The 6,674-nt window shown below is 38.6% G+C and carries 5 protein-coding genes and 1 pseudogene; 1 reads left to right on the top strand and 5 read right to left on the bottom strand.

Annotated elements, in window-relative coordinates:
- The 4 genes and pseudogenes from AC3LHT_RS03820 to AC3LHT_RS03835 all read right to left on the bottom strand — a co-directional run.
- Window positions 1-818: pseudogene (locus tag AC3LHT_RS03820) on the bottom strand (hypothetical protein); the annotation flags it as partial.
- Window positions 818-1,840, bottom strand: coding sequence for a type II glyceraldehyde-3-phosphate dehydrogenase (locus tag AC3LHT_RS03825; RefSeq protein ID WP_290644726.1), 1,023 nt, complete (start codon window positions 1,838-1,840; stop codon window positions 818-820). The gene AC3LHT_RS03825 and the pseudogene AC3LHT_RS03820, both read right to left, overlap by 1 nt.
- A gap of 398 nt (window positions 1,841-2,238) precedes the next feature.
- Complete coding sequence (locus AC3LHT_RS03830; protein ID WP_290667834.1) at window positions 2,239-3,300, bottom strand: BMP family ABC transporter substrate-binding protein; 1,062 nt, start codon at window positions 3,298-3,300, stop codon at window positions 2,239-2,241.
- Between the two features lie 89 nt (window positions 3,301-3,389).
- Window positions 3,390-3,551, bottom strand: a complete 162-nt coding sequence (locus tag AC3LHT_RS03835; RefSeq protein ID WP_488662038.1) for a DUF2202 domain-containing protein — start codon at window positions 3,549-3,551, stop codon at window positions 3,390-3,392.
- A gap of 93 nt (window positions 3,552-3,644) precedes the next feature.
- On the opposite strand from AC3LHT_RS03835, the gene AC3LHT_RS03840 reads away from it, so the two are divergent.
- Complete coding sequence (locus tag AC3LHT_RS03840; protein WP_290644732.1) at window positions 3,645-4,220, top strand: DNA-3-methyladenine glycosylase I; 576 nt, start codon at window positions 3,645-3,647, stop codon at window positions 4,218-4,220.
- A 121-nt stretch (window positions 4,221-4,341) separates the two neighbouring features.
- On the opposite strand, the gene AC3LHT_RS03845 is transcribed toward AC3LHT_RS03840, so the two are convergent.
- Window positions 4,342-6,531 carry an efflux RND transporter permease subunit gene (locus AC3LHT_RS03845; protein ID WP_290666715.1) on the bottom strand — a complete coding sequence of 730 codons (2,190 nt, stop codon included), beginning with the start codon at window positions 6,529-6,531 and terminating at the stop codon, window positions 4,342-4,344.
- Window positions 6,532-6,674: the final 143 nt, after the last annotated feature.

The raw sequence follows: 6,674 nt of genomic DNA on the forward strand, positions 1-6,674 counted from the left end.
CCACATTTTAAAATAAAATCTATAAACAACTTTAATTCATCTTCAGAAAACTCATTCTTAAAATCATATAATGGAACATGATTAGTCTCATTAAAAAGTTTTATTGCTAATTTATTATCATACTCTTCTCCAACATAAATTCTATCACGTTGAATAACCTCAATTGTATTTGTTGGAAATCTAAACTGAATGTTTGACAAAGTTGAATCTGATTCCATTTTATTGAAGTAATTTATAAAAAACCATATAGTAAATGATTTAGATTTATCAAAAGAATCAATTTGTGTGTTAATTGTACTGATCATTTGAACAGAACTTGCTTGCTCTTTAAACTTTAGCGAAAAATAATTATCACTATAACTTGCAAGAGTTCTCATGTCCCCTGTTAGTTCTTTACTAGTATACTTGTCTTTTATTGATTCCCATCTTTCCAAATATTTATTTTTTATACGTGATATCAAAATATCAATATCTTCTTTATTCAATATGCATAATTTTACCCAATCTAAATCCTTTGGAGCTTCAGTAATACCTGTAGATGTTGGTAAAAATATCACATCATCATTTCTCACATATTCATTTTCAGTATTAAATAACAGATTAGGCGTTTCCTTATCCTTACCTATATTCTCATTCCACCAGATAAATACATCAACGTTAGTTTCCTTCGACCAGGTTCCATTACTTTGATTTATTCTATTTTCATTGGCTATTTTTTTTGTTTTCGGATCGAGAGGGGAGTTGATATCAATCCTCAGGATAACTGTCTTATCATGGAAGTTAAAGTCATCGAGAGTATTTATCAAAATCTCTCGCATTACTTATGCCTCCCTATTTTTAGGTATTTGTTCGTAAGCCCAACGGCTTCCAGCCTATCCGCCTGCATTTCCATAGCGGCTCTGATACCATCAATCGTCTCGGGAATAACCACGGACTCTTGTGGAATATGCAGGGAATATATGAGGTGGTCTTCAAAAGGCGTAACTGTTTCTTCCCATATTGAAATTTCGTACATATCGCCGCGTGGATTTCCCAAATCACGTGCATAACGGAATATGGAAGCGTTACCCAGAAAACCATCTTCTATTTTTACCAGCCTGATTCTTGGGTGTTCTCTGAATATCTCAATGGCCTCTTCTTTGGAAACTTTCTTTTTGGGTTTGGCAAAAACGGTGATGAAATGACCATGGGTAACGGGAGTGTGCACCAAAACGCCGGTGGCCTTCACATGAGGCATTATGAGCATTAAGTCAACCGCTTGATGGTTAGGAACCGGATCAACTTTCAGCGCATTAGTAAGACCTCTGTGGTAATCTCCCGGATCAGCAACACGCCTCACAATATGAATCATCGCGGATTCCACTCCAACAGCTCTATCTAAGCAATCTACAGAACGAATTAAACCAGTGGTATTGCATGAAGTAAGTTTCAAGAATTGTTTTCCTAATCCTTTTTCATAATTTGCATATCCGTGAAAAAATACATCGGCAACGCTTGTTTTTTCTCCACCCTGGAAAATAGCTTTTTTGCCGTATTTTTCGTAAAGGACTTTGTTTTTCGCACCTACGCCAGCATTGGTTGCATCAAGAACTATATCCACTTTTTTAATCAGGTCTTCCAGATTTCCAGAAATAGGAATGCCAGCTTTTTCAACCTTTTCCCGGTTTTCTTCAACGGCAAGGTAAAAATCGTAGGGCATTCCCTTCTCTTTTAGAGCCCTAACGGCAAGCGTCGGAGCAACATCCGCTACACCAACAAGTTCCATGTCTTCTTGAAGTGCAACTCCATCAGCGAGACGTTGGCCTATCACACCATAACCAACTACACCAACTTTTACCATATTAAATCCCTCCTTGTATGCGTATTCACAAATCCCTCATACAACAAATCATCTCACAAAGAATACCGATGAACAAAACCTAAAGACCTCCCATTAACGGCTTTTATTTTCAGTTATTCCGAAATAATGTCGATTAAGCATTCTGTTCTCATAATGTATTCGCTTACATCCAGTTTTTTCGATCCAACTATGCGTATTTTTTCACAATGCTATCCGCATAATGTGCCAATATAGCCGTTTTTATGCTGTTTATAACTTTTATTCACAACATCTATTCTTAATGTAAGCGCATACATGACAACTCACTTTACTCTCTGTATCGATAAAATAAATTTAAAAATTTAAAAAAGGGCCTTTCGGCCCTTTGCATACATTATATTTCTCACACTGTTTTACTATTACTGTCTTGGGATAGTTCCTACTACGTTATCTACAAACCAATCCATGCTGAGAAGCTCACTATCTGAAGGAATATCTCCAGCGGGAACTCTGAGTTTGCCCTCCTGATCATACAGTGGACCAACAAATGGATGGAATGTTTCACTGATAATAGCTTCTTTGAAAACGGAAACGAGTTTTTTAACCGTATTGGGAACAAGATCACTTATGTCTAAATCCACAACGCCGTCGGCCATACCACCCCAGTATTGCTCGCTCTTCCATGTTCCAGCCATAACCTCTTTTATAACCCTTTCATAATAAGGTCCCCAATTCCATACAGGCGCACCAAGATATGACTTGGGCGCGAATTTTTCCATGTCGCTGTTATAGCCAATTGAGTAAACGCCGTATTCTTGTGCAGCTTGTTGGGCAGCCGGTGAATCCTGACCCTGCGCTATTACATCCGCGCCGATATTCAATAAAGAAATCGCCGCTTCCTTTTCCAGTGCAGGGTCATACCAAGAATTCACCCAGATAACATGAACTTTCGCAGCTGGATTTACATATTCTATGCCAAGGGCAAAGGCGTTTATTCCCCTCACGACCTCTGGAATAGGATAAGCAGCTACATAGCCTATGATGTTGCTCTTTGTCATGATTCCTGCTATAAGCCCTGAAAGGAAATCTGGCTCGTAAATCCTCCCAAAATATGTGCCAACATTATTGGCGGTTTTATAACCTGAGCAGTGCATGAAAATAGTTTTTGGATATTTTTTGGCAACGTTTATAACCGAGTCCATATAACCGAAGCTCGTCGCAAAGATCAAATCATATCCTCTCTGAGCGTAGCTTCTTATTACACTTTCAGATTCAGCACCTTCAGACACGCTTTCAATGAAATCAGTTCTGATGGCATCGCCGAATACCTTTTCTACGTACTGTCTTCCAAGATCATGTGCATAAGTCCAGCCAGCATCGCCAACCGGTCCAACATAAACATACGCCACTTTCAGTGCTTTAGCAGACAGGAACATTGAAGCAAGCAAAATCGCTATAACCAAAATCGTGCGTCTTTTCATAAAATCATCCCCTTTGCATTCAATATGAAATTAAAAACCTGTTCTAAATATGCTTTCACAACACCATGATACACAAAAATCCATTTTTATCATAGAAAATTGAGATCATATAATTCAAGATAAGCATCTCTTGCGAGTTTTTCTTCTTCCCCCATTAAAAGTATTCCATTTATTTCTTCATTGCTAAATGTTGCCGCGAATGCGTTAATTATCAAAAACAGAATTACTGATATAACTATCATCTTTTTCATTTTGTTCCTTTCATTTTCGTTGTATCCTAACTCTATAATATAATCGAATACTTAGAGTTATCTTAAAGCAGACTTGGAATCCGAGGTGAAGAAATGGAAAGAACAAGGTGTCCCTGGGCTGGAACGGATCCGCTGTATGTTAAATATCACGATGAAGAGTGGGGTGTTCCTGTACATTCAGATAGAATTCACTTTGAATTTTTGATTTTAGAAGGCGCTCAAGCGGGATTGAGTTGGGCAACAATATTGAAACGACGGGAAGGTTACCGAAAAGCCTTCAGCGGTTTTGACCCCGGGCTTGTTGCAGATTACGACAATGAAAAAATCGAAGAACTGCTAAAAAACAGCGGCATAATAAGGAATAAGCGGAAGATACTTTCCGCCATAAACAATGCCAGGGCATTTTTAGAAGTACAAAAAGAGTTTGGCTCTTTCGATTCTTATATCTGGAGTTTTGTTGGAGGAAACCCCATTGTGAACCAATGGAAAAGCCTCGAAGAAGTTCCAGCATATACTGAGCTTTCCATTGCGCTCAGCAAAGATTTGAAAAAGAGGGGTTTTAGTTTTGTTGGACCCACTATCACTTATGCTCACATGCAAGCCGTGGGGCTTGTAAACGATCATCTTGTGAGCTGCTTCAGACATAAAGAAGTACAGCAGTTTTATTGAGCATAAAATGCCTATATTGTAGCTAATCTTCAGAAGCGAAACAATATGGCTAATGCTCTTTTTGCCGCTTAAAGACCATTAATGAGGGTATTTTTTTCATCAGTTCGCATATTGATTATATTTAGTTTTGCGGATCTTTCCTCATTAATTTCGAATACATCGTTGGTAACAGTGCAAGTGTCATAACGGAACTTGAAACCATAGTAAACCACATCAGAGAAGCCATGAACATGTGAATTTTCAGTGGTGAAACAAACAACGCTGACATTCCAATCGCGAGTCCAAAGGCATTGGCAATTATCGGTTTGGAAGTTGCCATAAACGCTTTTTTAGCGGCTTCAGGCGAGTTGTTATCTTTAAGTTTGTTTCTGTAATAAGAGCTGTAATGTATGGCATAATCTATTCCTACCCCAATGGTGATGCTTGCCATAGTTGCGGTGGTTATATTCAAAGGGATACGCAAAAATCCCATGAACCCGAACATACCAACCAATGTAATCCCGATTGGTATAGTTGCAAAGATCGAAACTAGGAAGTTTCTGAATGTAAGCAATAGCATTACAAAAACCATAACTATTGCAAAAAGCATCGAATTTACTTGCTTGTTGATGATGCTGTCATTCATCTCTTTTGTAACGTAAGGCACACCTACAACAGAGAATTTGATGTCCTCATTGCTCAAGCCTGTAATAGTTTCTTTTATCTTCTGGAGTGTTTCACCTTTTAAATCTTTTGGGAATACCATTATTCTCGATAAATTCTGGTCTCTTAAAAGAAAATTAGAAAGGGGATTCCCGGATTGTTTTGAGGCTAACATAAACAGCAAATTTGCGATTCCAATGGTTTTTGGATATGCAGGTGAACTGAGGTTATAGGCGTTTTTATTTAGGTAACCCATCACGTCATACACTGAGATTATCTTGTTTACAAGCCCTTCTTCTTTTAGCTTCTTTTCCATCTCAAGAACTTCACCCGCTGTTTTAAGATCAAGAGGATCTTTTGAGGTGTTTATCACTGCAAACAGCGGCATTCCACCGCCATTTATCTCTTTGACTTTTTCAAAACTTTTGGCCACCTGAGTGCTTTTTTTGAAAAAGTCAAGCTGGTTAAATTCAATGACTATATACTTAAAGCCTATGACAGCCGTCAAAATATATATTATGGCAAAAGCCATAACCCTTTTACCCCATAACTTAGAAACTGCTGTTGGGAGAAAGGTGTTTATTGGCTTTGGTTCGACTTTATCGAATTTTTTTATCTGAAGTGTAACCAGAGGTAGGAAGATCCAGGTTGCGACACCCGCAAAGCCTATTCCCAACGAAGCGTAAATGGCTAATTGAGATAATGCTGAGGAACCAGTAACCAGCAGTGAAAGAAAGCCAGCGATTGTGGTTAGTGTGGTCATTATCATGGGAAGGCCAACTCCTTTGAGGGTTTTCTCAACGGTTCCTACCCTGTCTTCATTCAAATTATCCATGAAATGAGACATAAAGTGGATGCCGTCTGCACTTCCCATGACAATGGTGAATATAGGAGCTAAAATGGTCAATATAGAAAGTTCCTTCCCTGTCCATCCCATAAAACCAACAGTCCATAAAGCACCGAGTCCTGCAGGGAAAATCGACAAAATAGTGTTTTTGGTTGAACCTATCTGTGACCTGAAAACGAGGACAATGAGAAAGCCCGCCAGCGGAGGAATAATCGAAATTATAACTAACAGATAGTCAACCAGTTTTTTCTGCAAGAATGCGTTTCCAGAACCATAATACGTAAACCCACTGTTTCCAAAAATATCCTCTATCTCTTTAACAGCTTTCCTGTAATCAGCGCCCGGGTTAAGAAAAATGTTGAAACTGGCGTAGCTTTTTCCATCATTCTCAATCAGCGGGTTTAGCTCTCCCAGGTTAGAAAGAAACTTCTTCAGCAAGGGAATGTCCTCTGCAGTTATCTCCTCCAGTTTTATCGCCCTGAGCCCTGCGAATATCGTTCTGGGAGCAGGGCCATTTACGCTTGAGACCGCTTCGAGATTTTCCAGCTGAGACTGGAGTTCTCGAAGCGCTTTGAACTTTTCGGTTTCGTCATTGTACTGAGGAATTTCTACCACAAAAATCAACTGATCGCCGCTGTCAAAAGTTTTTTCCATTTCTTTGTATGCCTTATTCGCAGGAGAATCCAAAGGAAGGAGTGCTGTTATATCAGGGTTTATCCTAATTCTTAACACCCCAAAAAGCGCAAATAAATTCACCAAAACGAGGATTGCAAAGAAAATTCTTTTCTTATTCGAAAGTAATTCAACGAATTTTTTAACCATAATGTCCTCCTGATAAAAGATTTGGAGTTTATGAAAAACGCAGACAATTTAGATTATATAATATAAGAGGGCTTTTGATAAATCTTTTTAGGCCTTGACGAGAAAGCGGCCTTTTTTTAGGGGGAAAAATAATGGTGAAATTG

It is taken from the genome of Kosmotoga sp., assembly GCF_982836095.1.

What these genes read in the sequence shown, in the direction of transcription:
- AC3LHT_RS03825 (WP_290644726.1), bottom strand. Translation starts at nt 1,840, where the DNA reads ATGGTAAAAGTTGGTGTAGTTGGTTATGGTGTGATAGGCCAACGTCTC.
- AC3LHT_RS03830 (WP_290667834.1), bottom strand. Translation starts at nt 3,300, where the DNA reads ATGAAAAGACGCACGATTTTGGTTATAGCGATTTTGCTTGCTTCAATG.
- AC3LHT_RS03835 (WP_488662038.1), bottom strand. Translation starts at nt 3,551, where the DNA reads ATGAAAAAGATGATAGTTATATCAGTAATTCTGTTTTTGATAATTAAC.
- AC3LHT_RS03840 (WP_290644732.1), top strand. Translation starts at nt 3,645, where the DNA reads ATGGAAAGAACAAGGTGTCCCTGGGCTGGAACGGATCCGCTGTATGTT.
- AC3LHT_RS03845 (WP_290666715.1), bottom strand. Translation starts at nt 6,531, where the DNA reads ATGGTTAAAAAATTCGTTGAATTACTTTCGAATAAGAAAAGAATTTTC.